The organism is Vagococcus hydrophili (assembly GCF_011304195.1).
Classification (GTDB): domain Bacteria; phylum Bacillota; class Bacilli; order Lactobacillales; family Vagococcaceae; genus Vagococcus; species Vagococcus hydrophili.
Map to the genome: position 1 here is coordinate 2,707,970 of NZ_CP049887.1, position 24,385 is coordinate 2,732,354.

Annotated in this window: 22 protein-coding genes; 2 read left to right on the top strand and 20 right to left on the bottom strand. The window is 34.6% G+C overall.

What is annotated here, in order from left to right; all coding sequences use genetic code 11:
• Positions 1-17 precede the first annotated feature (17 nt).
• From pheA to aroE, 8 genes are read right to left on the bottom strand one after another with little or no spacing between them, the layout of a single operon-like run.
• A complete protein-coding gene (pheA, locus tag G7082_RS13320) occupies positions 18-863 on the bottom strand; it encodes a prephenate dehydratase (protein ID WP_166035675.1) in 846 nt (281 codons plus the stop codon).
• A gap of 5 nt (positions 864-868) precedes the next feature.
• Positions 869-1,375, bottom strand: coding sequence for a shikimate kinase (locus tag G7082_RS13325; protein ID WP_166035677.1), 507 nt, complete (start codon positions 1,373-1,375; stop codon positions 869-871).
• On the bottom strand, positions 1,375-2,661 hold the full coding sequence (gene aroA / locus G7082_RS13330) for a 3-phosphoshikimate 1-carboxyvinyltransferase (RefSeq protein ID WP_166035679.1): 1,287 nt from the start codon (positions 2,659-2,661) through the stop codon (positions 1,375-1,377). Before aroA ends, G7082_RS13325 begins: the two co-directional genes overlap by 1 nt.
• A gap of 10 nt (positions 2,662-2,671) precedes the next feature.
• Positions 2,672-3,775 (bottom strand): prephenate dehydrogenase, encoded by a 1,104-nt coding sequence (locus G7082_RS13335; RefSeq protein WP_166036101.1) that lies wholly within the window; start codon positions 3,773-3,775, stop codon positions 2,672-2,674.
• A gap of 15 nt (positions 3,776-3,790) precedes the next feature.
• Positions 3,791-4,957 (bottom strand): chorismate synthase, encoded by a 1,167-nt coding sequence (aroC, locus tag G7082_RS13340; protein WP_166035681.1) that lies wholly within the window; start codon positions 4,955-4,957, stop codon positions 3,791-3,793.
• 15 nt (positions 4,958-4,972) lie between these two features.
• Positions 4,973-6,037, bottom strand: coding sequence for a 3-dehydroquinate synthase (gene aroB / locus G7082_RS13345; protein ID WP_166035683.1), 1,065 nt, complete (start codon positions 6,035-6,037; stop codon positions 4,973-4,975).
• Between the two features lie 11 nt (positions 6,038-6,048).
• Positions 6,049-7,083, bottom strand: coding sequence for a 3-deoxy-7-phosphoheptulonate synthase (aroF, locus tag G7082_RS13350; RefSeq protein WP_166035685.1), 1,035 nt, complete (start codon positions 7,081-7,083; stop codon positions 6,049-6,051).
• Positions 7,084-7,971, bottom strand: a complete 888-nt coding sequence (aroE, locus tag G7082_RS13355; RefSeq protein WP_166035687.1) for a shikimate dehydrogenase — start codon at positions 7,969-7,971, stop codon at positions 7,084-7,086.
• Positions 7,972-8,385: 414 nt separating this feature from the next.
• Between aroE and G7082_RS13360 the strand changes: the two genes are divergently transcribed.
• On the top strand, positions 8,386-9,675 hold the full coding sequence (locus G7082_RS13360; RefSeq protein ID WP_420825013.1) for an alkaline phosphatase family protein: 1,290 nt from the start codon (positions 8,386-8,388) through the stop codon (positions 9,673-9,675).
• Between the two features lie 104 nt (positions 9,676-9,779).
• Here the strand turns inward: G7082_RS13360 and G7082_RS13365 are convergent, their stop codons facing one another.
• Positions 9,780-10,406: a histidine phosphatase family protein gene (locus G7082_RS13365; protein ID WP_166035691.1), complete on the bottom strand. Its 627-nt coding sequence runs from the start codon at positions 10,404-10,406 to the stop codon at positions 9,780-9,782.
• Positions 10,407-10,516: 110 nt separating this feature from the next.
• Between G7082_RS13365 and G7082_RS13370 the strand changes: the two genes are divergently transcribed.
• Positions 10,517-11,374 (top strand): LysR substrate-binding domain-containing protein, encoded by an 858-nt coding sequence (locus tag G7082_RS13370; RefSeq protein ID WP_166035693.1) that lies wholly within the window; start codon positions 10,517-10,519, stop codon positions 11,372-11,374.
• A 121-nt stretch (positions 11,375-11,495) separates the two neighbouring features.
• On the opposite strand, the gene G7082_RS13375 is transcribed toward G7082_RS13370, so the two are convergent.
• The 11 genes from G7082_RS13375 to G7082_RS13425 all read right to left on the bottom strand — a co-directional run bounded on the left by G7082_RS13375 (position 11,496) and on the right by G7082_RS13425 (position 24,238).
• Entirely contained in the window at positions 11,496-13,190 is a 1,695-nt protein-coding gene (locus tag G7082_RS13375) for a S41 family peptidase (protein ID WP_166035695.1), read from the bottom strand.
• Positions 13,191-13,407: 217 nt separating this feature from the next.
• The gene (gene pcp / locus G7082_RS13380; protein ID WP_166035697.1) at positions 13,408-14,055 is read right to left on the bottom strand and encodes a pyroglutamyl-peptidase I; all 648 of its coding nucleotides are present in this window, start codon (positions 14,053-14,055) and stop codon (positions 13,408-13,410) included.
• Between the two features lie 19 nt (positions 14,056-14,074).
• On the bottom strand, positions 14,075-14,998 hold the full coding sequence (locus G7082_RS13385) for a DUF979 domain-containing protein (protein WP_166035699.1): 924 nt from the start codon (positions 14,996-14,998) through the stop codon (positions 14,075-14,077).
• On the bottom strand, positions 14,998-15,684 hold the full coding sequence (locus tag G7082_RS13390; RefSeq protein ID WP_166035701.1) for a DUF969 domain-containing protein: 687 nt from the start codon (positions 15,682-15,684) through the stop codon (positions 14,998-15,000). The genes G7082_RS13385 and G7082_RS13390 overlap by 1 nt, the downstream gene beginning before the upstream one ends.
• A 213-nt stretch (positions 15,685-15,897) precedes the next feature.
• Complete coding sequence (gene gcvPB, locus G7082_RS13395; protein ID WP_166035703.1) at positions 15,898-17,328, bottom strand: aminomethyl-transferring glycine dehydrogenase subunit GcvPB; 1,431 nt, start codon at positions 17,326-17,328, stop codon at positions 15,898-15,900.
• A complete protein-coding gene (gene gcvPA, locus G7082_RS13400) occupies positions 17,325-18,647 on the bottom strand; it encodes an aminomethyl-transferring glycine dehydrogenase subunit GcvPA (protein WP_166035705.1) in 1,323 nt (440 codons plus the stop codon). Before gcvPA ends, gcvPB begins: the two co-directional genes overlap by 4 nt.
• A gap of 6 nt (positions 18,648-18,653) precedes the next feature.
• The gene (gene gcvH / locus G7082_RS13405; protein ID WP_166035707.1) at positions 18,654-19,034 is read right to left on the bottom strand and encodes a glycine cleavage system protein GcvH; all 381 of its coding nucleotides are present in this window, start codon (positions 19,032-19,034) and stop codon (positions 18,654-18,656) included.
• Between the two features lie 19 nt (positions 19,035-19,053).
• The gene (gene gcvT, locus G7082_RS13410) at positions 19,054-20,136 is read right to left on the bottom strand and encodes a glycine cleavage system aminomethyltransferase GcvT (RefSeq protein WP_166035709.1); all 1,083 of its coding nucleotides are present in this window, start codon (positions 20,134-20,136) and stop codon (positions 19,054-19,056) included.
• Positions 20,137-20,328: 192 nt separating this feature from the next.
• A complete protein-coding gene (locus G7082_RS13415; protein WP_166035711.1) occupies positions 20,329-21,699 on the bottom strand; it encodes an MFS transporter in 1,371 nt (456 codons plus the stop codon).
• A 164-nt stretch (positions 21,700-21,863) separates the two neighbouring features.
• Complete coding sequence (locus G7082_RS13420; RefSeq protein ID WP_166035713.1) at positions 21,864-23,498, bottom strand: peptide ABC transporter substrate-binding protein; 1,635 nt, start codon at positions 23,496-23,498, stop codon at positions 21,864-21,866.
• A gap of 14 nt (positions 23,499-23,512) precedes the next feature.
• Entirely contained in the window at positions 23,513-24,238 is a 726-nt protein-coding gene (locus G7082_RS13425) for a gamma-glutamyl-gamma-aminobutyrate hydrolase family protein (RefSeq protein ID WP_166035714.1), read from the bottom strand.
• Positions 24,239-24,385: the final 147 nt, after the last annotated feature.

Genomic DNA, 24,385 nt, shown 5'->3' on the forward strand with positions numbered 1-24,385 from the left:
ACTAAAATTGTTTTATCTTATATCTTTTTTAGATATACATCATAACTACCAAAATTTTTAACAGTTCCGCCTAATGCTTCTATTTCTTGAATCGCCGAATCAATTAGAAAAGAATCTTTAGCCTTAATATCGAGTAAAAAGAAATAATCCCCTAGTTTTGTTTTTAAAGGACGAGACTCTATTTTGGTTAAATCAATTTCTCGCCAACTGAATGCTGAAAGAATCTTATGTAAATTACCAGGTTGATTTTGCTTCATGGAAACAGTCATTGTTTGGCGACATAATTCCTTTTTTAATGAACCTTTCTTTAATGCTTCTTTACCTAAAACCCAAAACCTTGTTTGATTATTAGGAATATCCTGAATTTTTTCTTTCACGATACTCAAACCATACCGCACTGCTGCTTCTTTTGAGGCAATAGCACCCATTTTTTTATTAGGATTGTCATAAAGCCATTCTGCTGCTTGAGTCGTTGAATCACTCACTTCTTGTTTTGCTTCTGGCAACCATTCACTTAAAAACTCTTGCGTCTGGGCTAATGCTTGGGGATGAGATCTGACTGTATCAATCCCTCTCCATTCCTCACTGAAATTTGGATGAACCATCAAATTTTGGTTTATCGGAAGAATCACTTCTGCTTGAATCAAATGAGTTGAATGATGGAAAATGAAATCTAATGTTTGATTGACCGTTCCTTCAATACTATTTTCAATAGGAACCACTGCATAATCAATATTGCCTGATTCTAAATTCTTGAGACAAGAGACAATGGTTGGATATGCTGCAGTGGTTTCTTTATCAAAAAGAAAGGTTGTCGCTGAGTAGGTAAATGAATCAACTGGACCTAAATAACCAACTTTCATATCTATTACCTCCCGACTTTGTTTAAAATTTCTTGAGCAATTTGCGTAATTGATTTGTGCGTCACATCGATGACATAGTTAGCGGCATCATGGTAAGACTGTTCTCTAATTTTATATAAACTAATAATTTCTGATTCTTTTTTTTGATTAGCTAAGGGCCTTTGATTTGTTTTATCCCTCGATATTCGCTCAATTAACACATTAATATCACCTTTTAGAAAAAAAACGTTAGATTGACGATTAATTAGTTCTGCACTTTTAGGATAAGTTAATATACCGCCACCTGTTGCGATGATTTGATTAGACAAGAGATTCTCTTTAAGAACTTCAAATTCTCGTTCTCTAAAACCAGCTTCGCCTTCCTCTTCAAAAATTTCAGGGATACTTTTCCCTGCAACATCAGCAATTAACTGATCTACTTCTACCAAGTTAATGTTTAACAGTTTACTTAATTCTTTACCCACACTCGATTTTCCAGAACCCATAAAACCAATTAAGATAATGGATTCCATTAGACTTCACTCATTAAACTATCTAAGTCTTCAAAGAAATTAGGATAAGAAACGGATACAGCTTCACTTTTATCGAGAACAACATCGCCCTCTTCAACTAAAAGTGCTGCCACTTGAAGCATCATTCCAATTCGGTGATCTCCGTAACTTGTAACATTTCCAGCATGGAGTTTTTCTCCTCCATGGATAATCAAACCGTCTTCTGTGGGCTCAATCTTAGCACCTAATTTACTTAATTCATCAGCAACCGCTTGAATACGGTCCGTTTCTTTGACTCTTAATTCTTCGGCATCTTTAATAATCGTAGTGCCTTTGGCTTGTGTCGCAAGTAGGGCAATAATCGGTAACTCATCAATTAAGCGCGGGATAATATCCCCACTAATTTCCGTTGCCACTAACTCGCTTGATTCCACAATAATCGTTCCTGATTCGTTTTCTTCATCTACGTCAACAATCTCTATTTGACCACCCATTGATTTAACGACATCAATGATTCCTGTTCTTGTTTGACTTAAACCAACATTTTTTAAAACAACTCGACTATTTGGGATAATTAATCCAGCTACAATAAAGAAAGCTGCTGATGAGATATCTCCTGGTACAACAACCTGTTGCCCTGTAAATTCTTGTCCACCATTTAAACGAATGACTTTTTCATCCACTTCTATTTCTCCGCCAAATTGTTTAATCATAACTTCTGTATGGTTACGGGTTTTTTCTTTTTCTATTAGTGTTGTTTCACCCTTTGCAAAAAGAGCCGCAAATAAAAGAGCCGATTTAACTTGAGCACTTGCAACTGGTAACTTATATTCAATCGCCTGAATTTTATTATTACCTTTAATCACGACTGGCGGAAATTCTGTTTCAGAATCTCCTTCGATAGCCACACCCATTTCTTGTAGTGGCAACATCACACGGTTCATTGGTCGTTTCTGAATCGAAGCATCCCCTGTTAAGGTTACATCAAAACTTTGCCCTGCTAAAATTCCCATTAACAAACGAATGGTCGTACCTGAATTACCAACATCTAATGTTTTCTGGGGATCTTTTAAGCCTGTTAGACCTTGACCTTCAATAGTAATGGTTGTTCCATCATCGTGAATTGGAACGCCCATTTGTTTGAATATTTTTAATGTATCTAAGCAATCATCTGCTCTTAAAAAATGAGTAATGGTTGTCGTGCCTTTAGCTAAAGAGCCGAACATGATGCTTCTATGAGAGATAGACTTATCTCCTGGAACACTGATTTCACCATTTAAGGACGAAGCATTTATTTTTAATTTCATTTTTTTCCTCCTAATTGATCAAACTACTATAAGCCGTTTGCTGATTAATAACTGTTTGAGCTTGTTTTAATTCTTTTTCATTTTTAAAAGAGATGCATAAAATCCCGAAAATATCATCTCTGGTTTCCATAATTTTGATATTAATTAAACTAATCTGCTCTTTTGCTAAAATCCCAGTTACTTCGGCAATGGCACCTGGATAGTCTGGTACATTGACATATAAATCATGGAAAGCTGGTATACTACCTTCTTTATGGACGGGGATATCATCCCGAATTTTTTTAGCTAGATCGAAAAAATCATACAGTTTCTGCCAATTTTTTTCTTCAATTGTTCTTTTTAAATTTCCAAGAGACACTAGCCATTTATCAAGTTCTCCTACTAATACTTCTTGATTACTAACTGAGATATCCGCCCACATCTTAGCATCCGATGAAGCAATTCGGGTGATATCTCTAAAACCACCTGCTGCTAGTTTTTTAGCCATGGGAAAATCACCAATTAACTGATCCGCTTGATGAACGAGTTCAGCAGCTATAATATGAGGTGTATGACTTAAAATACCAGTCATTTCATCGTGTTCATTCGCTGTTAGTTGGATAAATTTAGCTTTAGTTCCCCTTAATAAAACGTGTAAATCCGCTACTGATTGCTTATTTTTTTCAGATGAAGGCACTAAAATATAGTAAGCATTTTCAAATAAATTTTTATCTGCTGCTAAAAATCCCGATTTATGTGAACCTGCCATCGGATGTCCACCAACAAATTGATACCCCTTTGATGTTAGCAGTGTAGACTGATTCATGATTTCTTTTTTAGTACTTCCAACATCTGTGATTAAAACATCTGATTTTAGATTAAATGAAGATATTTCTTCCATTATTTTTAGTGTCACAGAGACAGGTGTACATAAGAAAATCACGTCAGCCGCTTCACTGGCTTTTTGTAAATCCATTTCCCAGTCATCAATAATTTGAGCAGATGTTGCTCCTTCTAACTCTTCTTGATTCAAACTAAATCCTGTCACTCGAAGATCTTCGTTACTTTCTTTTAAACAAAGGGCGATAGAAGATCCTATCAGCCCTATGCCAATCATTAATACATTTTTCATTATCCTATACTCCTTTCTTTAGTAATTTAGAGTATAGTCGCGATAACGTTTAACCTCCTGCTTCATTCTCTCAAATGAATCACTTTCAAATTTATCCAACATGGCTTTAGCAATCTCAATCGTTACCATGGCTTCTGCTACAACACATGCTGCTGGAACAGCCGAACTATCTGAACGCTCTACACTCGCTTTGTAAGGTTCTTTTGTGTCAATATTTACCGATTGAAGTGGTTTATATAGCGTTGGAATTGGTTTCATTACCCCACGAACAACCACTGGCATCCCATTTGTCATACCGCCTTCAAAGCCACCTAAATTATTGCTTGTTCTGGTATAACCTGTTTCTTTACTCCAGACAATTTCATCCATCACTTCACTACCATAAAGTCTAGCAGCTTCAAAACCGACACCAAACTCAACTCCTTTAAAGGCATTGATTGAAACGACAGCTTGAGCAATTTTCCCGTCTAATTTTTGATCCCATTGAGTATAGCTACCTAATCCAATTGGCACGCCTCCGACAACGACTTCAACAACGCCACCAATGGTATTCCCTTCTTTTTTCGTTGCATCAATTTTTTCTTTCATGGCTTCTTCAATTTTAGGATCCACACATCTCACAGCTGAACTTTCAGCTTTATCTCTAATTTCAGCAACAGTCATTGTTTCTGGTATTTCACCACGAACACCACCGATTTCTAACACATGCCCTGCTACATCAATCTCTAATTCTTTCAACATTTGCTTACAAATAGCTGCAATAGCCACGCGCATGGTTGTTTCTCTAGCTGATGATCTCTCTAAAACATTTCTTAAATCGTCATGTTCATATTTAATTCCACCAACCAAATCCGCATGTCCCGGTCTAGGTTTAGCTAAACGACGCATTTTTTTTGCTCGGTCATCGACTGGTTCAATGCCCATAACCGTTTCCCAATTTTTAAAATCATCATTTTTCACGATTAAGGTCACAGGTGAACCCAGTGTTTTTCCATGTCTAATTCCCGAAGTGATTTCGACTGTATCTGTTTCAATCAACATGCGACCACCACGTCCGTAGCCACCTTGTCTTCTTTTTAATTCATGATTAATTTCTTCAACTGAAATACTAATCCCCGCTGGTAGACCATCAATAATCGCTGTTAATTCTGGTCCATGTGATTCTCCTGCTGTAAAATAACGCATACTCATTCCCCCAATTTATTTTTCTAAGTACTGTTTCATTTCTTCTATTCTAATGGTCTCTATTTTAGCTTGTCCGATTTTTTCTAATAGAATAATCCGAATGTTGGAACCCTGTGTTTTTTTGTCATGAGTTAAGGCTTCATACAATTTTTCTTCTTCCCACTCTTCTAAACTCGTGGGTAAATTAAATTTAGCCAACATTTCCACTAGCTCAGATAAAATTCCTGCTGGCATTGTTTTTAGTTTCTCTGCCTGTTTGGTCATTTGACACATCCCTATGGCCACAGCTTCACCGTGAGTCACAACCCCAAAACCTTTTGTTTGTTCCACAGCATGCCCGATTGTATGCCCAAAGTTTAAAATCAGACGATTCCCTGTATCAAATTCATCTTCTTCTACCACTTTTCGTTTAACCTGACAACAGGCATAAATGATTTCTTCTGAATAATTTAAAACATCTTGATCGTCTTTTATTTTTTCTAATAAATGCCATAAATTAATATCTGCAATCGCAGCTGATTTCACCACTTCTGCCATACCTTCTCGGACTCTTCGATCTTCTAAAGTTAATAAAGTATTAGGGTCAATCAACACCCCATCTGGTTGAGCAAATGTCCCTACTAGATTTTTAGCGACACTCGTGTTAACTGCTGTTTTACCACCAATACTACTATCAACTTGCGCCAAAAGTGTTGTTGGTATTTGTAAAAAATGAAGTCCCCTCATATATGTTGATGCTACAAACGCTCCTAAATCGCCTATCACACCACCGCCAAGAATAATGACACCATCTCTTCTCGTCATTCCTTTTTCTGCTAGATAGTGATAGATTTTTTCAGCCGTCGCTAAATTCTTACTCGTTTCTCCTGGCGGAACTGTTATTAAAGAGACATCAAAACCAGCTTCACGGATTGATTTTCCAACTTGTTCTCCGTAAAGTCCTGCCACTGTCTCGTCTGAAATAATCACTATTTTTTGAGGTTCCCAAAGTGATTTAACCCATGTCCCGACATGAGCTAAACCTCCTTTTTCAATTAATAAATCATACATCTTATTTGGTAATGTCACACTTAACTTCATTTTTTACACCTCTAGATTTTTTCTCTAATTTTTTTGATTTCTTTCATGGTATTTTCCATCACATGAATTTGTTCCATCATATTCATGTAACGTTTTTCGTTTAGAGATTGTTGTCCATCTGACCAAGCGTTGTTTGGATCTGGATGAATCTCAACAATCATACCTGAAGCGCCTGCCGCAATTCCTGCAACAGCCATTGGTGTCACGTAATCCCAAACACCTACACCGTGACTTGGGTCTACAATAATTGGGAAGTGGCTTAATTTTTGAATGACTGGTACTGCACTTAAATCCATTGTATTACGAGTCGCTGTTTCGTAAGTTCTAATCCCACGTTCAACGAAAATAACTTTTTGATTACCTGTTGCTGCAATGTATTCAGCTGCGTTTAACCATTCATCAATCGTTCCTGAAATACCACGTTTTAAAGCAACGGGTAGACCTGTTTTACCGACTGCTTGAAGTAATTTGAAGTTTTGCATGTTACGCGCACCAATTTGTAAAATATCTGTGTATTTAGCCACTAATTCTAAATTCGCTTCGTCCATGACTTCTGTAATGACTTTCATATCGTATTTATCTGCTGCTTGACGAATGTATTTTAATCCTTCTTCTTCTAATCCTTGGAAAGCGTATGGAGATGTTCTTGGTTTAAAGGCCCCACCTCTTAAAATAGTTGCACCGCCATTTTTAGCAATTCTAGCACATTCCATGATTTGTTCTAACCCTTCAATCGAGCAAGGTCCTGCCATTGTGACAAAGTTTTCTTCTCCACCGATTTTTACACCATCCACGTCCACCACTGTATCAGTTGGATGAAACTCACGACTCGTTAATTTGTAAGAACTTGTGATTTTAACTGTATCTGAAACTCCGTCATAACTTCTAAAAGGCACATCAATCATTTTTTCCACATCTCCAACTAAACCAATAACAGTATGGTCTTTTCCTTCACTTAAATGGACTTCTAATCCTTCTTGCTTAATTCGATCAATCACTGCGTTCACTTGTTCTTTGGTTGCTTCTGGTTTCATTATTACGATCATTTATTTTTCCTCTTTCCTATTAAGTTCCGTTATTAAAAATTCTTCTATTTTTTTAGTGGGCATTTTTTTAGTTGTCATTAATTCAAACGCAATTGCCGCTTGATGAATTAACATGCCTAAACCATTGAAACTTACAGCACCTCTAGTTTTACTTTGTTTTAAAAATTCAGTTTCTAATGGATGATAAATTAAATCTACCACGACTTTTGATTCATCGATTGAACTCAAATCTTCGATAGGTAATTCTTGATTTTCTCCCATTCCAACTTGTGTTCCATTAACAATAATATCACTTCTTTTTAATATTTTGTTCCGATTTGTTTGGTCATGATAGTCATGAATCTCAATGTTAACACCAGTTTGTTTCTCCACGACTTTTAGTTCTGTTCTAACTTCTTCAAATGTTTCATTTTTCCTTTTAAACACATGAATCTCTTGCGCTTTTTCTATGGCAGATTGGCATATGACTGCTCTGGCAGCTCCACCTGCACCTAAAATTGAAATAATTTTATTTTCAATCTCAATGTTGCTTTCTCTTAAACTAGCAGTAAATCCCAAACCATCCGTATTATGACCGATCAAACGATTATTTTTAAGGATGACGGTATTCACAACACCTATTAATTCTGCTGAAGGAGAAACCTCATCGCAAGCTTGATATGCTTGTTTTTTATAGGGCATAGAGATATTAACACCTAACATATCTAATGCTTTAACAGATTGAATGGCTTGATTAAATGTTGCTTGATCCACTTCAAAAGCTAAATAAACAGCATCTGTATGAGTTAATTCATAGGCTTTATTATGAATACTAGGTGACAAGCTATGCTTGATTGGATTGGCGATAACACCTGCTAATTTTGTATATCCCGAAATTTTATTTTCCATTTTTTCTCCCTCCTAATTACAAATAAAAGACGATAACTCGACATAGATTGATTAAACAAATCTATAGTAGTTACCGTCTTTTGAATAAAATTATTCAACGTATAAGAAAAAGCCACTATAGATTTTAATCATCTATGTGGCTCTTTAAAGTCAATTTAAAGATCTCTAGCCCTCATAGATACAAACTGTCTTTGTTTGTATCCAAGAATATGGGTACAAACACTATCTATAATAGCTAAAGTAAAAGTTATTCAGTTGTGAGGTAAGACGGATATTATTTTTATTCATGTCATTCACTCCAACGTTTCTTTATTTAATAATTGTTCACAGTATACCCATATTTTTTTTCCTTGTCAATTTATTTTTTTAATTTTATTTTTTTTGGTATAATAACAAAAAAGGACGGTGACAACTGTGACACATAAACTAATCATTATATCTATTGATGCCTTAGGTGCTGTAGATATTGAACGACATAAAGATAAACTACCTACTTTAGCATCATTGATTGATAATGGGACTCATGTAAAAAAAATAAAGGGAATCTATCCCACGTTAACTTACCCATCACATGTCACGTTAATGACAGGCATGTACCCAATCCATCACGGAATTATTAACAATACCAAAACACAAGCAACACGGATTTCTCCAGATTGGTTCTGGTATGATAAAGAAATCAAGACACCTACTGTTTATGACATGGCAAAAAAAGAAGGCTTCAAAACAGCTGCCTTTTTATGGCCGGTAACAGCTAGTAGCGCTATTGATTATAATATTGCAGAAATTTTTCCTAATCGAATTTGGACGAATCAAGTCATGATTTCCTTAAAAGCAAGCTCGCCTCTTTTCTTACTACAAATGAATCAAAAATACGGTAAATTGAGAAAAGGCATCATGCAACCTTACTTAGATGATTTTATTACCGCTTGCGCTATTGATACGATTACTAATAAAAAACCTGATTTAACTTTGATTCATTTAGTCGATATGGATTCTATGCGTCATGCGTTCGGGGTTCAATCAGAAGAAGCGATTCACGCTTTGGAAAGACAAGACGCAAGACTCAAAAAAATTATTCAAGCGACCAAAGATAACGGTACTTTTGAAGAGACTAATTTTGTCGTTTTAGGGGATCATTATCAAATCGATGTCTCTACAATGATCAAATTAAATGCTTTGTTCGTCAAAAAAGGCTGGGCTGAAATGAAACCAGATGGTACCGTTAAAAATAATTGGCAAGTTTATGCTAAAAGTTGTGATGGGTCTACTTATATTTACACCAGTAAGTCATGCAAAATAGCTAAAGAATTAATTCGGGAGACTATTTCTCCTATAAAGGGTGTTGAAACGATTTATTCTCAACCAGAAATCAGTGAGATGGGTGCTGATCCTAACGCGACATTCATGGTTGAAGCAGAACCAGGATTTTACTTCAACGATGAAGCAAATGGCGGACTATTCGAACAAGTAACGTCTAAAGACATTGGAAAGCCAAATCGTTATTTAGGTGTTCATGGATTTCATCCGAACAAGCCTAATTACGAGACAACAGTCTGTTTTTACGGTCCTGATGTTAAGTGTGGTCATTCTGTTGAATCTGCTAACCTTATCGATGAAGCGCCAACTTTCGCTAAATTGCTTAACTTGAAGACTTTTCCTAAAAATACTGATGGGAATATTATTGAAGAAATTTTTAAATGATAGAAAAAGCAAGATTGACTTTGATCGAAGTCAATCTTGCTTTTTCATTATTTATTCCAGATTCAAAAGGTGGATTGTTTCTAATTACCTCCATTTGCTTGGTGCTATACGCCTTTTTCGTCTTTATTATTATAATGTGAGATATCACTATAAAACTCTACGTCTTGTTTCCCTTCGTCAAAAACAATCTTAGTTAAACTATTGGGAAGAACGTCTTCTAATTCATTCAGTGGTTTCCCTAATATTTCTGAAACCATTGTTTTAATCGTGATCCGATGCGAAACAATCGCAACTGTTTTTCCTTCGAGAACCTCTAGTATTTCGTTTATACTGTTAGTCGATCTTTCACCTAATTCTTTGAATGTCTCACCGTGATTTTCTCCTTTAAATTTCAATGGTTCATGCCAAAATAGTTCCCATTCTTCAGGATATTTACGACTGATTTCATCATAAGTTTTTCCTTCCCAATCTCCCATATCAATTTCTTGGAAACCATCGTCCTTCATGACTGGAACATTTAAAGATCGATTGATTAACTCACTTGTTTTTACAGCTCTAATACTCGGGCTTGTACAAATTATATCAACTTTTTCAGTTACTAGTTTTTCCCCAAGTAACGTCGCTTGCTCTACACCTTTATCTGTTAATTCGGAATTTTTCAATCCTTGCATTTTTTTCATTTGATTCCAAACAGTTTCCCCGTGTCTAATAAAATAAATCGTTGTTTTCATTTTCCTCTTCCCTTCTCACTTGAACCTACTTATTAGTTTAAAAGAAAAGCTATTTGATTTATAATACCAATAGTGTGTCGATTAATAACAAAAAGTTATAGGAGGATTCTATGAACCTACATTCTTTACGCTATTTTTATGAAGCGACTAAATATTCTAGCTTAACTGAAGCTAGTCATTATTTACATATCAGCCAACCTGCTTTAACTAAGCACATCAAAAATTTAGAAGAAGAATACGGCGTCCGACTTGTTGAAAAAAATGGACGACTGCTTTCTTTAACCGATTTAGGAGAAGAATTAATTAAGGAGTGCGATTTTCTTTTTCAACAATCAGAAAAAATTGAGCAGTTGTTAAAACAAAAAAGCTCTCATATACCATTAAAAGTGGGCGTCACTCAATTAAATAGTGAGGAATTCATCAAACACATCCTCGTGAATGATAAATTTAAAGACATTCAAATTGAACTAACCACTGACAATACACAAAAAATTAGCCAACTTTTAATTAATCACTTTATTGACGTAGCTCTACTTCCTGATACACCGACTCTTGTTGATTTCAAGCGAGAGAAAATATTTTCAGATAAATTAATTTTTGTAGCACACCCTGATTATTGTAAAAGTAATATTTCTTTAAAAGAATTAGATAGCTATAGTTTTATCAAACGAGAAGATGGCAGTTTTATTCAAGATACACTCGACAATTGGCAAACTGATGGCTTATATTTTTCAAATCAAGTTGCCACTCATAACGAAGCACTACTTTTGGCTCAATATAAAAATGGCATCTATCTATGTTCTAGTATGCAAGCTCAGACAATGATTAAATCAAATAAACTAAAAAAAGTAACCATTGAAAGTTTTCCTGTTTTCTCACGTGATTTCTACCTTTACTTTAATAAAAATAAACAAGTAAAATATTTCAAACGATATGTTAAAGAGATAATTGATGAAATAAAGCATTAATTGTTAGACAATACTAAATAAAAAACTTCCTTTATCCATAAAAATAAAGGAAGTTTTTATAATAATGAATCACATAGATTTTATATCAAACCAATACATTGAAAACATTTTACTAAAGTTATTAATTTTTATCTAAATACTTTATTGCGTATTCCATCTCTACATCTTTTTTATCTACATATTTCTTAAAAAATGTATCTTCATTCAATGGAATTAAACTATCTGGAGATACCCCTCCATTCCCATTAGCATCTGTATCTACTTGGACTTTTTTGTATTGATCCAATGAGCGACCATCAGGAATTTGAATATTATACCCTTCAGGCATTTTAACTTTAATTGGACTCGTTACAACACCAAAAGAGCCATTAGTTGATGAGAAACCGATGATATTAACATTTTTCATTCCTTTTAGAGCAAGAGGAAGTCCTTCACCCGAACTTATTGTTCGGTTATTTATCAAAACTGCTATGTTCCCTTTATAAGATGGGTTTTTAGCTTTTATTTTATAAGTCTCTTCATTGTTAATTTCAAATTTTTTGGTATTATGGTTATAATAACTTACGTATTCATATAACCTATTTTCATCAGCCAATTGACTGGCCATACCTACCACCATTTCATCCTCTCCACCAGGATTATCTCTTAGATCAATAATTATCCCCTTAACATTTTTATCATGAAAACTTTTTAATTCATTACTAAAAAATTCAACTGGGTCTTTAACTTTATCATTAGATAGAAAATATCTTATTTTTATATAACCATAATTATTTTCTAATATTTTTGACTCAATAGGCGATTGACTTTCTTTTGGCTTAACTCTAGTTCTCTTTAGACTTTCAAAATTATCATCATAAGCAGTTACTACTTTCTCTTGAACATTCTCTTCATTTGGATTTTTAAACTTGATAGACACGTTTTCGCCATTTTTAGCTCGTGCCATAAAACGTCCTTTATAGTAATTCTGATCATTTTTGGTCGTCATTGCCACTTCACTCCACGTGATGTTTTCGTAAACTTCCTTAGCAGATTCATTTCCCCAAGATACTATCTCTGCTCCTAATTTAATACCGTTCCGATCTGCAGGACTATCTTTAATGAGATCACTGACCATTACCTTACCATCATCAAGTTTTATTGTGCTGATTCCAAAACCACCACCAACTTCATCCTTAAATATTGGATTATTGGTAAATAAATCATCGTTAACAATTTCTATATGACTATCCCTAAAAGAATAAAGATAATCTCTTAATGTTTTATAGTATAAACTTTGATTTTTTGTTTCCTCTGCTTTTTTCATGAGCGGTAAGTATTTGTTTTCTAAATCATCCCAGTCCACTTTCTTCAATTGACCAAAAGGATATTCCTTTTTCATTCTTTCATTTAGTAAATGAAAGGATTCTGAGTAAGTTTTTTCACTAAAATCACTTTTGGGATTGTATCTTAATTGACCAGCGGACATTAAAGCTATCGTCATAATCCCCATTCCAACTAAAGATAAAATAGATTTTATAACTCTTAAAAAAAGTTTATCTTCTTTATTTTTATGTTTAAATAGATTCTTTAGAGTACTTAAAAATAAAACTATTGTTAGAAAATAAAGTGAGATACCTAACAAAGATTTATCTCCTAAAAATATACCAACACTCGCTATTATCATTCCCACAGAAGGAAGATAATCTATTATTTTAAATTTCTTTTTATGAGGTATCAAATACCATATTAGTAAACAAGCATTTAAAACAAATAAAGTAATTTGAATTTCGGTAAACCATTTAAATGAGCTTAATATTGAGATGAATGAATTCATGTGGATCCCCTCCAAATGTATTAGTAAGAGAAAATTTAATATTTCTTATACTTATTGTCTACCAATAATACGAAAATACATATAAAAAGACATCAGTCCGTAGACCTATTCAGCAAATAAAAAAAGCGTGACTTTTCGTCACACTCCCTTAATTATAAATAAGTACTGTCAAAGACCTAGCTAAAAAAGAAGAGATTTTTTAATTTCTTCTTTTTTATTAGTGTGTTTGTCCACCAACGATTGTTAAATCGTCTTTGCCATCGAATTCAACAATTGCTTCTAAAGCAGCAACGATTCCTCTTGTGATATCTTCTAAACTCATTGCAGGCATGCCTGGTCTTTCTAAGACTTGTTCTGGTAAGAACGGCACGTGCATGAATCCTGCTTTAACTTTTGGAAACTCAGTATGAGCCATATATAAACATTGGTACATGATGTGGTTACATACAAACGTTCCTGCTGTATTAGAAACAGATGCTGGTAAACCAACATTTTTCATTGCTGTTACCATTGCTTTAACTGGGTGTTGCGTAAAGTACGCACTTTCTCCATCAGCTTTGATTGCAACATCAATTGGTTGATTACCATCATTATCAGGGATACGAGCGTCATCTAAATTGATTGCCACTCGCTCAGGTGTTAAATCAAAGCGTCCACCTGCTTGACCAATATTTAACACATAATCCACATCATGTTTCACTAAAGCTTCGCGCGTTACTTCAGCGCTCTTTCCAAAAACAGTTGGAATTTCTAATTTAATAATTTCGGCACCCACAATAGTATTAGGCAAACGTTTCACTGCCTCAATAGCAGGATTCATTGTGTCTGTTCCAAATGGATCGAAACCAGTGACTAAAATTTTCATTTTTTTCTTCCTCTCTTAATTAAAATGCCCAGAAATACATTAAGGCAATGTGTACGATAATCATAATAACAGCAACTGGAACTTGCTCTTTGATCACACCATGCGGATTTTTCATTTCAAGCAGTGATGCTGGTAACGCATTAAAGTTGGCTGCCATCGGTGTTAATAACGTCCCACAATAACCAGCAGTTAAAGCTAAAGCTCCAGCAATCGCAGGATCAGCTCCTTGCATAATCACAAAAGGCACACCCACACCGGCTGTAATCACAGTAAATGCTGCAAAACCATTCCCCATAATGACCGTAAAAATAACCATACCTAATACATAAGCAATAGAACCTGCTAAACGATTACCTTCTGGCACGAAGCCACCAATCATTTGAGCAATCACATCTCCCACACCAGCAATCGTAAAAATAGCACCTAAAGCTGCTAATAACTGAGGTAAAATACCAGAAGTTCCCATGGCTTGCATCATGCGATCACTTTCATAAGCTACTTCTTTTGGTTTAGATTTGAAAATTCCCATAGCTAATAAAATACCAATTACAGCAGCAACACCAATCGCCGCCTTACTTGATTCTTTAATCGCAAAAGCTAATAAAACAGAAATAATCGCTAACGCCAATACTGGAATAAAAATAGCATTCCCATATTTCTTAGCGTCCGCTTCTAATTTTTCTTGTTTAACTGGTGTAAATTTACTAATTTCAAATTGTTTGAATAAAGAAATAACACCTAAAAAGGCTACTAAGCCACCGCTGACAACCGCTGGCATTACTTTTCCAAACATGAAGAGAATTCCTAAATCTAACCAAAAAAGAGAAGTTCCAATTCTTTTTGAGTTATTAACGTCTTTAAACACTTTAAAAGCAGTATAAACTAATTGTAACCCAATTAAAATAAAGAAGAATTCTAATAAATTATTAAAAAATGTTTCCATTATTTTTGTTCTCCTTTATTTCCATATTTTCTAGCTAATTTTTTATCAAAATAAATATTTGACACAATACCGATTAAAATCATAATCAAAGCAACTGGAATTGAAGCTTTAGCGATATCTAAACTAGTAACTTTATATCCCATTGAATCTAGTGTTCCAACGATTAATAAAACACCACCGGCACTCAAGAAAGTGTTTTGACCAAAGAAGTTACCATAGTTATCCATCGCAGCTGATTTAGCTTTGATTAACTCTTTATCTTTTTCTTCAAGTTCTCCGTATTTAGCTTCTGCAGATGCTTCTGCCATTGGTTGAACTAAAGGTCTTACAAATTGTGGATGTCCTCCTAAACGAATAGAGAATGCTCCAGCAATTTCTCTAATAATTAAGTAAATTGATAAGAACCAACCTGTGGTCAAACCGCTTACTTTTTTTATTAGATTAACTGCTTGTTCCTTTAATCCGTGCGACTCTGCCAAACCAATTAATGGTAACGTGATGAAGAAAATTGTTACGATTCGTTGATCCACAAAAGCCTTTCCTAATGCTTCTAAAAATTCTACAGGGGTAATCCCTGAAACTAGTGCTGTCGCTAAACCTGCCACAACGACTACGGCAATCGTATCGAACTTAAAAATAAACCCTAAAACGATGATAGCGATTCCGATTAATTTAATCCACTCCACTTATTTTATCTCCCCTTTATCTATATTTGCTAAATTGTAAACTTAGCTAAAATAAGTAACGCTATCTATTTTACTATACTTTTTCACAAAAACAAATTTCTAAAGATTAATTTATTTTTACAATCCAGTTCATTTTCTGTTCAATTAGCTATAAAATAACTGGGAAAATCAAAATAAAAAAGACTAACAATCAAATGTCAGTCTTTTCTTGATTTAAAATTGATACGTCAATATAGGGTTTCTGGCTGCGGTTGTTTCATCCACACGACCAATTAAGGTTTGACTTGGTGCGTCTTTAATAAGTTGTGGATTTTTGTAAGCTTGCTCGTGAATTTGTTTAAAGACTCGGATCACTTTATCAAGCGTTTCTTTACTTTCTGTTTCTGTTGGTTCTAGCATCAACGCTTCTTTCACCACATCTGGGAAATACATGGTTGGTGGATGCATGCCGTTATCTAATAAAGCTTTAGAAACATCTAATGCTGTCACGCCTGTTTCTTTTTTCAGCGTATCCAAACTCATAACAAATTCATGCATACATGGACCTTCATAAGCCATTTCAAAGTTATCTTTCAATTGTTCTCGCATATAATTAGCATTTAAAACAGCTGTTTGAGAAGCTTGTGGGATACCTTCTTTTCCTAAGAATAGGATATAAGTTACTGCACGAAGTACCACTGCAAAGTGACCATAAAATGTTTTGACCTGTCCAATTGATTTTTCAGGTGTATCAAAAACCAATTGGCCGTCTTTTTCAATTACGTGATAATTTGGTAAGTATGGTTTTAAGAATTCTTTACAGCCAATTGGTCCTGCTCCTGGTCCACCGCCACCATGAGGGGTTGAAAATGTTTTATGAATATTCAAATGAACCACGTCAAATCCCATATCTCCAGGTCTTACCGTTCCCATAATGGCATTTAAATTAGCGCCATCATAGTAACACAAGCCACCTGCATCATGAATGATTTTCGTAATTTCGATAATATCATGTTCAAACAACCCAACTGTACTTGGATTTGTTAGCATTAATCCTGCTGTATCATCTCCAACCACTTCTCTTAATTTATCTAAATCAACGCGACCGTTTTCTTTTGAAGGAATATTAATCGTATCATAATTAACCATGGACGCTGTCGCTGGATTAGTGCCATGGGCTGAATCAGGAACAATAATCTTATTTCGTTTAAAGTCTTGATTATTTTCATGATAGGCTTTAATTAGCATAATCCCTGTTAATTCACCTTGCGCTCCTGCTGCTGGTTGGAAAGTCATGGCATCCATTCCAGTAATTTCTGCCAGTAATTCTTCTGCTAAGTGATAAATCTTCATAGAGCCTTGAGCGGTTTCAATAGGTTGCATCGGATGAATTTGAGAAAATCCAGGAAGTTGTGTCATTTCATCATTAATCTTTGGATTATATTTCATCGTACAAGAACCGAGTGGATAGAATCCGTTATTAACACCAAAACTATTATCCGCTAATTCTGTGTAGTGGCGACTCATATCAACTTGAGAAATTTCTGGTAAACGTAACTCCTGTTTTCTTGAAAATTTATCAGGTAAAACAGTTTCTTCAACTTCAAGTTTCGGAATAAAATCATTTTTACGACCTTTAACACTTCTTTCAAAGACTAATTTCATGCCTCACAAGCCTCCTTCACTAAACTAACGAGTGTATCCATCTCTTCTTTCGTGTTCATTTCTGTAACGCACCATAGAATATTTTCTTCGATTGGTAAGCCACCTAAGATACCTTTTTCTTGCAATTTTTGATTTAAAATTTCTGGTTTAATCGGTGAAGTTGTTACAAATTCATGGAAAAATTCACTCGTATTTACTAAATCAAATCCTGAAATTTTAGCTAATTCTTTTTGTAAATAATGAGCGTTACTGTAACAGTGCGTTGCAACGTCTCGTAATCCTTCTGGCCCCATTGCTGATAAGTAAACACTTGCTGTTAGGGCACAATGCGCTTGATTGGAACAAATATTAGAGGATGCTTTTTCTCTTCTAATATGTTGTTCTCTGGCTTGAAGGGTTAATACAAATGCTCTTTCCCCATGCTTATCTGTTGTTTGTCCTACAATACGCCCTGGTAATTTTCTCGTTAATTTTTCAGTTGTTGCCATAAATCCAAGGTAAGGACCACCAAAATTCATCGCAAGTCCTAAGGGTTGTCCCTCACCTGTCGCAATATCTGCCCCATACTCAAAAGGTGTTTTTAGAATTGAGGTAGCCATTGGATTGATACCCATAATTAATTTAGATTTAGAAGCATGAACTAATTTTTCAATTGATTCCATATCCTCTAAGCAACCAAAATAGTTGGGATGTTGCACATAAAAACAAGCAATTGATTCATCCATCATTTCTTCCAATGCATCTAAATCTGTTTGCCCATTAATTGTTGGCACAATTTCAACTTCTGTTCCCATACCATGACAATAGGTTTTAATCGTTTCAATTGTCATTGGGTGAGTAGTACCAGAAATCAGTGCTTTTTTTCGTTTCTTATCTAAACACATATTCACCGCTTCTGCTGCTGCGTTTGATCCATCATACACGGAAGCATTGGAAACTGGCATCCCAGTTATTTCTGAAACCATGGTTTGAAATTCAAATATGGATTGCAAAATCCCTTGACTGATTTCAGCTTGATATGGTGTATAGGCTGTTAAAAATTCTTCTTTCATGGTAATTTGTTTAACAATAGAAGGAATATAGTGATTGTAAGAACCTGCACCTCTAAAAACACTCGTAAACACTTGATTCTTACGCGCGATTGCTTCGATAATTCGGCGAACCTCTACTTCTGATTTACCACTAGGAATATTTAATTCATCTATTTTCAAATCACTTGGGATATCTTTAAACAAATCATCAATGCTCTCTAATCCTAAAATTTCTAGTAATTCTTCTTGTTCTCTCGAACTTGAAGGAATGTAGTTATAGTTCCCCATGTATTTCTAAGCCTCCTCTTCAACTACTTTATTGTAAGCTGCTAAGTCAATTAAATCCTCTTTCTCAGTAATATCTTTGACTTCAAATAACCAGTTTTCAAAAGGTGCTTCATTCACGCTTTCGGGAGCGTCATCTAAATCTTCATTTATTCTTGAAATAACACCAGTAAAAGGTGTATAAATATCAGAAACAGTTTTCACTGATTCCACTTCAGCCACTTGATCTCCTTTGGTTACTTCTTGTCCTACTTCAGGAAGTTCCACAAAAACAATGTCTCCCAGTTGATCTTGAGCAAAATCTGTAATCCCTACAATAGCAGTCGTTTCATCAATAAATTTTACCCATTCGTGTGTTTCTAAGTAATTAATATCAGTTGGTCTTGTCATATTCATTTCCTCCTAGAATCTATTTTTTATAAAAAGGCATGGGAGTCACTTCGGCTAAAATTCTCCGCCCTCTAACTTCTACTTCTACTTGTTGACCTAGTTCTGTAAATTCTTGATCAATATAAGCCATAGCTATCGCATACCCTAAATGAGGTGCGTGAGTCCCTGATGTACTAAGTCCCACTTCCTCGTCTCCAATAAAAACAGGGGCATTTTCACGAACAATTCCCTTACCTAAAATTTTCAAACCGACTCTCTTACGTTTATTTTCAGCATTTTCGATTGCTTCTTTTCCTATAAATTCTGGCTTATTTAACTTCACAGCAAATTTCAATCCTGCTTGAATTGGATTGATTGTCTCGCTCATTTCATGTCCATAAAGCGGCATACCAGCTTCTAAACGCAAGGTATCACGAGCACCTAATCCACATGGTGTTATGCCAAATTCTCGACCTGCTTCCATGAGTAAATTCCAAATAGCAACAACATCTTCTGAACGCGTGTATAGTTCATATCCTTCCTCACCTGTGTATCCAGTTTCAGAAAGATCGATAATCATATCATTGACTTTAACTTTTGATTTAAATGTATAATATTTTTCAGGAAAATCAGCTGAATCAATTATTTTAAGAAGTGTTGCTTTGGCTTTTGGTCCTTGGATGGCAATCAAACCAATTCCTTCTGAATAATCAATAACCTCAACTTCTCCTGTAACGTGTTCCTTAATCCATTGATAGTCTTTTTCTTTATTGGCTGCGTTCACAACTCCCATGTACATATCTTCTTCGTACTTATAAAGAATTAAATCATCAATGATACCACCATCCTCTTGGCACATTAAGGTGTACTTAATTTGACCTTGTTTCATTGTTTCAAAATCATTTGTGAACAAATTTTGAACATTTTTTAAAGCATCTTTACCTTGAATAACGATTTCTCCCATATGAGACACATCAAACATTCCAACTGCTTCTCTCACAGCTAAATGCTCTTTTACTAATCCTGTTTCTTGATACTGAACAGGTAGTAAATAACCTCCAAAAGGAACAATCTTCCCTTTTAAAGCCACATGAGTCTCATAAAGTGGTGTTTTTTTATCCATGACATCCATCCTCTCCATCTTAAAACATAAAAAGTAATGTAACCGCTTTACATTTAAATGATAACACACTTTTAAGAGAGATAAATTAAAATTCATAAAGAATTCACACTATTTTTTCACAAAAAAACAGAATAAACTTACCTTTAAAAAAGGGAGTTTATTCTGCTTAGATTATTTATAAGTTGCTCGGAGTTAAGCGCTCTTTGTACCACTTTTACTTGAAAATGTTTTAATTACTGCTAGACCACTTAAGACAAGTAAAACGAATAGACAAATCAATGCAACTTTAGAGCCTGTACTTGTTCCTGCTTGATAATCTGTCGCATTACTTTGGAAGACACCAACAATAATCGCAACAAACGATGTTGACACAGCACCCATAAATTGTTGTAAGGTACTAAAAATGGCATTTCCATCATCTTGTAAAGAGGTATCAATCGATGACAAGCCTACTGTCATGACATTACTATAAGATAATCCGACCCCAATCATAAAAATTACATGAGACATTGTAATTAATGTCATGTTGCCCGTTTGAACAACTAAAATTAAACTTAACCAACCCACAACAGAAAATAGTATTCCTAGACCAATTGGTTTTTTAAAGCCCATTTTATCTAATATTTTCCCTGAAACAGGGGCGAATAACGCACCAACTAATGCACCTGGGAACATCATTAAACCTGCTCTTGAAGCTGGAACATCACTCACGATTTGAATAAAGTTAGGTAACACAAATGAAACACCTAATAATAATACTTGATAAACCAAGAAAGATACTAAGTAAATAGTAAACATTTTATTAGAGAATACTGATAAATTAAGTAATTCTTTTTGTTTGTTAGACCCGTAGAAAAGATATCCTGCTATTAAACCAACTGCTAGAGATCCCCAACCAATTGGTGATTGTAAATAACTAAAGAAGAATAATAAACCTGTAAACATCACTGACAAGTAACCAGCTGCTTTAATATTGATTCGATCTGTTTTACCTTGCTCTTCTTTTGGAATCGCATATAAACCAACAACTGTTGAAACAATTAAAACTGGAATTAAAAACTTATAAATATAAGTCCAATCTAAACTAGTTGTTAAAATCCCGCCATACGTTGGACCCATGGCTGGGGCAATGGATGTGGTTAAGTTACCAATACCAATCATCATCCCGCGTTTCTTAATCGGAACTTTTGTTAAAATAATATTAAACATTAATGGTAATGCGATACCCGTTGCTACCCCTTGAAGCAAGCGTCCAATAAGTAACATACTATAAGTAATTGAGAAGGCATCCACTGCCACACCTGCTAAAAAGAATAAACTTGAAGCAATAAATAATTGACGTTTACTATAGTTTTTCATTAAATACGATGATAAGGGAACGACGATTGAAATCATTAATAGATAGATCGTTGTCACCCATTGTACTTGACTTGTTGTAATGTCAAATTGTTTCATTAATGTTGGGAAGGTCACATTCATAGCGGTTTCAATTAACACCCCTGAAAAAGCCATCATCCCTGTTGCTAGTACTGCTAAATTAACATGAAATTTCTTTGTCTCCATTTTTCCACTCCTCACATAAAAAAGAGACGAAACTTATCTAATGATAAATTTCGCCTCTATCTCGACACAAATTTCTTTGTGTTATCTGTACGATTTATTCTATTACATTTTATGTAAGTTTTACTTAAATGTCAAGAAAATAAAAGTATTTTTTACTTTAACGTTTATTTTACATAAGCTAATCGATACGAAACTGTTCGACCAAATGGGAAAACTTGAATCCCTTCTAAACGGTCCGATTTTAAATAACCAACTGCTCCTTGATATAAAGGAAGAACAGCCGCATCTTCTTTAACTAATGTCTTTTCTAAATCACGTAGTTTTTCCCAACGTTTTTCAGGCTCATTAGCTAAATAAAATCTTGCTTCATTTAAACCTTTATCATAAGAAGTATTTTCATATTTTGCTGTGTTTAATCCACTTTTAGAATCATAAAACTCTAAGAAGTTAATTGGATCAGCATAGTCTGGTGTCCATGTTCCAAAGACTAAATCAAATTCACCCTTATTTTGTAAATCTAAACGATTTTGCAGTGGCATTGATTTCAAGTTAATTTTAAGACCTGGTAGATTTTGTTCTAATTGCCCTTGAACAAACTCAATTGTCTTTTTAGCAGCCCCAGTATCAGCAGATAATAATTCTAATTCAATTTTATCTTTACCTAATTCTTTTTTAGCTACTTCCCATGTTTTTTTCGCTTCTTTTTTATCAAAGGTAATCATATCGCCATTTTCTTTACGGAAATCTTCACCTGATTTTGGATCTTTCGCAAAATTTTCTGGAATAAAGCCATTTAATCCAATCGAACCATCTCCTAAGATGTCTTTTGCAAATTGCTCTTTATCAATAGCTTGTAAGAAAGCTTTTCTAACATTAACATTTCCTGTCACTTCACGCTTATGATTAGGACTTAAATAACCTACCATGGCTTTTGGAACAAATGTTGCTTGTTCTGAATCACGGTATTGTTGAGCGTAGCTATCTGCTAAAGTGATATAATCAACATCGCCTGCTTCAAACAATTGAACACTTGTTGCAACTTCTTTGACTACTTGAACATTGATTTTATCTAACTTAACATTTTTTGCATCCCAATACTCTGGATTTTTTTCTAATTGCCATGTATCATTGGTTCCGTTCCAACCTTTAATCAAGAAAGGTCCATTACCCACAAAATTTTCAGCGGTTGTTCCATAGTTGCTACCTTTTTCTTTCACGAAAGTTGTGTTTTTAGGCATGAATGGTGTTCCTACAAGAACTTGTGCCAAATAAGGAATTGGGTATTCTAAAGTTAGCTCCAAGGTTTGATCATCTTTAGCAACCACACCAAACTCATCTAATGTTTTGCTACCTTCACGAATACTACGGCCATTTTTAAAGATATCCATTTGGTTACTACTTGTCGATCCGTATTTAGGATCAACCACATTTTTAAAAGATGTCACAAAATCACTGGCTTTAACGGCATCTCCATTAGACCATTTAGCTTCTTCTCTTATTTTAAACGTATAAACTAAACCGTCTTGACTCACTTTAGGTTCTTCTTTAGCCATAGCTAGTTCAGGTTGTCCTTTTTCATTTAAACGATATAATCCTTCTGTTGTTTGACCAATCATATCTGAACTATTCACATCTGTATAAAACGCGCTGTCTAGTGTTGACAATTCACCACTTGAGACCACATTGATCTCTTGTTTCACATTTTTATTGTCTTTGTTTGCTTCTTTTTCTTTATTTCCACCACAAGCTGTTAGAAGTACCACACTTGCGATTAATAACATACCAATTTTCTTTTTCATTTTTCCTACCCCCATTAAAGTTCATTCACAACATATTGGAACATGCGACGTTCTTGTTCTAATTCTTCGTATGAAAAATCAGGATGCCACTGAACACCTAGTAACCGCTGCTCCTTATTCACGCTCTCAACACCTTCTACAATCTGATCCTCACTAACTGCTGTGAGTTTTAAAGGTGTCGCTAAATCTTTAATTGACTGAAAATGGAAAGAATTAACACTTGTTTCTTCTCCGTAAATTTCTCTTAAAATACTATCATTCTCAGTTTGAATTTTATGTGTGGGAACTTGTCTTGGAATTGGCTCTTGCATATGTGTCACTTTTTGATTTTCTCTTGTGCTAATATCTTGAAACAGCGTTCCCCCTAGTGTGACATTTAATAATTGTAACCCTCGGCAAACGGCAAAAATAGGTTTCTTTTGCTTAAGTGTTTCTTCGATTAATGCCATCTCAAATTCATCTCGAGCAGTCATCATTAAAGAATGATCAAAAATGGGTGTTTCATTATAAAACTTAGGATTAACATTTTGACCTCCTGTTAAGATCAACTTGTCAATTTGAGAAACATACATTTTTGCATCTTCTTTGGTTCCTAAAGGTAATAGTAAAGGCAATCCTCCCGCTAATTGAACCCCTTTTACGTAACCTGATGGAATATAACTAATCGGTAAATTATGTAACTTATCTCCTGAATCTGCGATATCGTTGGCTGAAATTCCTACTACTGGTTTCTTCGTCATTTGTTTTCCTCTTTTTCAATTTTTTTGTCTCATTAGAAAAAGATGCAACAACATTGGTGGTCTTCCGATTCTTGGACAGAAAAGTCCTTAACTTTGATACATAAACGACTAATAAAATAAGCTATAAATAATGATTGCGTCATTTCT

Coding starts and splice junctions, on each gene's coding strand:
- pheA (WP_166035675.1), bottom strand. CDS start 863: ATGAAAGTTGGTTATTTAGGTCCAGTTGATTCATTTACCTACTCAGCG.
- G7082_RS13325 (WP_166035677.1), bottom strand. CDS start 1,375: ATGGAATCCATTATCTTAATTGGTTTTATGGGTTCTGGAAAATCGAGT.
- aroA (WP_166035679.1), bottom strand. CDS start 2,661: ATGAAATTAAAAATAAATGCTTCGTCCTTAAATGGTGAAATCAGTGTT.
- aroC (WP_166035681.1), bottom strand. CDS start 4,957: ATGCGTTATTTTACAGCAGGAGAATCACATGGACCAGAATTAACAGCG.
- aroB (WP_166035683.1), bottom strand. CDS start 6,037: ATGAAGTTAAGTGTGACATTACCAAATAAGATGTATGATTTATTAATT.
- aroF (WP_166035685.1), bottom strand. CDS start 7,083: ATGATCGTAATAATGAAACCAGAAGCAACCAAAGAACAAGTGAACGCA.
- aroE (WP_166035687.1), bottom strand. CDS start 7,971: ATGGAAAATAAAATTTCGGGATATACAAAATTAGCAGGTGTTATCGCC.
- G7082_RS13365 (WP_166035691.1), bottom strand. CDS start 10,406: ATGAAAACAACGATTTATTTTATTAGACACGGGGAAACTGTTTGGAAT.
- G7082_RS13370 (WP_166035693.1), top strand. CDS start 10,517: ATGAACCTACATTCTTTACGCTATTTTTATGAAGCGACTAAATATTCT.
- G7082_RS13375 (WP_166035695.1), bottom strand. CDS start 13,190: ATGAATTCATTCATCTCAATATTAAGCTCATTTAAATGGTTTACCGAA.
- pcp (WP_166035697.1), bottom strand. CDS start 14,055: ATGAAAATTTTAGTCACTGGTTTCGATCCATTTGGAACAGACACAATG.
- G7082_RS13385 (WP_166035699.1), bottom strand. CDS start 14,998: ATGGAAACATTTTTTAATAATTTATTAGAATTCTTCTTTATTTTAATT.
- gcvPB (WP_166035703.1), bottom strand. CDS start 17,328: ATGAAATTAGTCTTTGAAAGAAGTGTTAAAGGTCGTAAAAATGATTTT.
- gcvPA (WP_166035705.1), bottom strand. CDS start 18,647: ATGGGGAACTATAACTACATTCCTTCAAGTTCGAGAGAACAAGAAGAA.
- gcvH (WP_166035707.1), bottom strand. CDS start 19,034: ATGACAAGACCAACTGATATTAATTACTTAGAAACACACGAATGGGTA.
- gcvT (WP_166035709.1), bottom strand. CDS start 20,136: ATGGATAAAAAAACACCACTTTATGAGACTCATGTGGCTTTAAAAGGG.
- G7082_RS13415 (WP_166035711.1), bottom strand. CDS start 21,699: ATGGAGACAAAGAAATTTCATGTTAATTTAGCAGTACTAGCAACAGGG.
- G7082_RS13420 (WP_166035713.1), bottom strand. CDS start 23,498: ATGAAAAAGAAAATTGGTATGTTATTAATCGCAAGTGTGGTACTTCTA.
- G7082_RS13425 (WP_166035714.1), bottom strand. CDS start 24,238: ATGACGAAGAAACCAGTAGTAGGAATTTCAGCCAACGATATCGCAGAT.